Genomic DNA, 2,427 nt, shown 5'->3' with positions numbered 1-2,427 from the left:
TCGTGGTGCAGCGCTGGGCGCTGGTGGCCGTGCTGCTGCTGCTGCCGCTGGCGTTCAAGCTGGCGCTGGTGACGCTGCTGGCGCGGGTGCTGGGCGCCACCGCGGGCGTGTCGCTGCGCACCGGCCTCTACCTGGCGCAGGCCGGCGAATTCGGCTTTGTGCTGCTGGCGCTGGCGCAGGAGCGCAGCCTGCTGCCGCCGTGGCTGGCCAACCCGGTGCTGGCGTCGATGGTGCTGTCGATGCTCGCCACGCCCTTCATCGTGATGTACACCAACGCCATCGTGCGCAAGCTGGTGGCGAGCGACTGGCTCCAGCAATCGCTGCAGATGACCACGATCGCGCGCAAGACCATCAATACCGCCAAGCACGTGATCATCTGCGGCTACGGGCGCTGCGGCCAGAACCTGGCGCGCATCCTGGAGCGCGAAGGCATTCCCTACATGGCGCTGGACCTCGACCCCGACCGCGTGCGCCAGGCCGCAGCGGCGGGCGATTCGGTGGTGTTCGGCGACGCGGCCCGGCTGCAGGCGCTGATGGCGGCCGGCCTGGCGCGCGCCAGCGCCGTGGTCGTGACCTATCTCGACGTGCCGGGTGCCATGAAGGTGCTGGCCAACATCCGCTCCCACGCGCCGCAGGTGCCGGTGATCGTGCGCACGCAGGACGACCTCGACCTCGAGAAGCTGCAGGCCGCCGGCGCGACCGAGGTGGTGCCCGAGGCCATCGAGGGCTCGCTGATGCTCGCGAGCCATGCGCTGGCGCTGGTCGGCGTGCCGATGCGGCGCGTGATCCGCGTGGTGCAGGACCAGCGCGATGCGCGCTACAACCTGCTGCGCGGCTACTTCCACGGCGCGGACGACGACAACGCCGACGAGCTCGACCACGAGCGGCTCAATACCTTCACGCTCACGCCCGGCGCCCGCGCCGTCGGCCAGACCCTGGCGCGGCTGGCGCTCGACAGCCTGGGCGTGCGCGTCGCCAGCCTGCGCCGCCACGACGGCCAGAACCAGGTATTCACCGACGACACGGTGCTGACCGACGGCGACACGCTCGTGCTGTGCGGCAAGCCCGCTGCCCTGGCCGTGGCCATCGAGCGGCTGCAAAAGGGCTGAGCCTCTGCGCCGCAGCGCGCGCTCAGTTCACCAGGGTGGGGTTGCGCTTTTCTTCCTCGATGCGCTGCTGCCGGCGCACGGCTTCGCACTGCGCATGCGGCTTGTATTCGGGCTTGAGGCACTGCGCGGCCATGCACTGGGCCTTCGCGATGAAGTTCCGGTCGCCGCAGAGGGCCTGGGGATCGGTGGGCGCTGGCGCGGCCGGCGATGCAGGCGGCGCGGCGGCGGGAGCCGGTGCGGGATCGGCCATCGCGCCGGCCTGCAAGGGTGCCGCCGGTGCCGGCTTGCGGGACTTGGCGGTGGCGGCTGGCGGCTTGTTATTGGCTGCCGCCGGCGTGTCGCTTGCCGCAGCTGGTGCGGCCGTCTCCGCGGCCGGCGCTTCGGCGGCTGGAGGTTCCGGCAGCGCCGCAGCGGCCGGCTCGGGCAACGGGACAGGTGGTGCGGGCGGCGCGGCAGGCGCTGCTGCAGCAGCAGCCGGCGTCTCTTCGGACGGCTTGCCGGTCCCGTAGCCGTACCAGCCGGCGGCGATCATGAGCAGGCCCACCGCCAGCAGCGCCCCCCACAGCCACATGCCGCGGGAGCGAGGCGGCTTCTTCTGCGCTTCGGCGCCGACGGGCCGCCGCGTCCTGCTCCCGGAAGAAGAAGCAGAAGAAGATTTCTTCCTCGCACGGCCCTCCCGCGGCCGCGAAGGCAGCCGCCCGGAAGACCCCGGCGCAACGATGACGGTCTTGTCCTCGTCCGGCAGGCTCGCGCTCGCGGAAGAGGTAGCGGAAGCCGCGTAGGCACCGGCTTCGAACAGCCCGCCCGGAATGGTGGGCGCACGCAGTTGCGCGGGTGCCGTGGCGGCCCACTCGCGCTCCGATCTGCTGCCGGGCGGCGGAGGCGGCGCCATCGGCGCGGGTGCCGCAGGGGCCAGCTTGCCGCCGCAGCCGCGGCAGAAATTGGCGCCGGCGCGGTTCTCCGCGCTGCACACCGGACAGATCAAGGCCATGACGACGGACTTCTAGGGAAAGACGATTTCAGAGAAAACTGGCGGCGAAGAGCCGTCGAGGGCCGAATTCGAGGCGCGAAGCGGCAGGCCGGTGCTCAGGTCACCGCAACGCGCTTGGAGCGGTGCGCCATGCGCTTGGCGATCACCGCGCCGAGCCCCATGGCAATCTCCAGGGCCAGGTTGGGCTGCCGGTTCGACATTTCCGCGAAACGGATTGCCGTGAGGCGCCACACGCGGCCCGCGCCGGTGACCACCACGTTGGCGGAATGCGGCTGGCGCGAGAAGAAGGAGCCTTCGCCCACCACCGATCCGGGCATGAGCACGGCC

At 71.6% G+C, this 2,427-nt stretch carries 3 protein-coding genes; 1 reads left to right on the top strand and 2 read right to left on the bottom strand.

Features of this window, described 5'->3' with window-relative positions; genetic code table 11:
* Window positions 1–1,109, top strand: a 1,109-nt coding sequence (locus tag AC1DOC_RS29430) for an NAD-binding protein (protein ID WP_478131098.1), incomplete at its 5' end; no start/stop codon positions are given.
* Between the two features lie 22 nt (window positions 1,110–1,131).
* Here the strand turns inward: AC1DOC_RS29430 and AC1DOC_RS29425 are convergent.
* Both AC1DOC_RS29425 and AC1DOC_RS29420 read right to left on the bottom strand, forming a co-directional pair.
* Entirely contained in the window at window positions 1,132–2,100 is a 969-nt protein-coding gene (locus tag AC1DOC_RS29425) for a hypothetical protein (protein ID WP_436288281.1), read from the bottom strand.
* 95 nt (window positions 2,101–2,195) lie between these two features.
* Window positions 2,196–2,427 (bottom strand): cyclic nucleotide-binding domain-containing protein (locus AC1DOC_RS29420; protein ID WP_478131097.1); only part of this gene is annotated, 232 nt, incomplete at its 5' end.

It is taken from the genome of Variovorax sp. 01T439_2 (assembly GCF_056398445.1).
This window is presented reverse-complemented; position numbering and strand designations above follow the sequence as displayed.

Coding starts and splice junctions, on each gene's coding strand:
- AC1DOC_RS29425 (WP_436288281.1), bottom strand. CDS start 2,100: ATGGCCTTGATCTGTCCGGTGTGCAGCGCGGAGAACCGCGCCGGCGCC.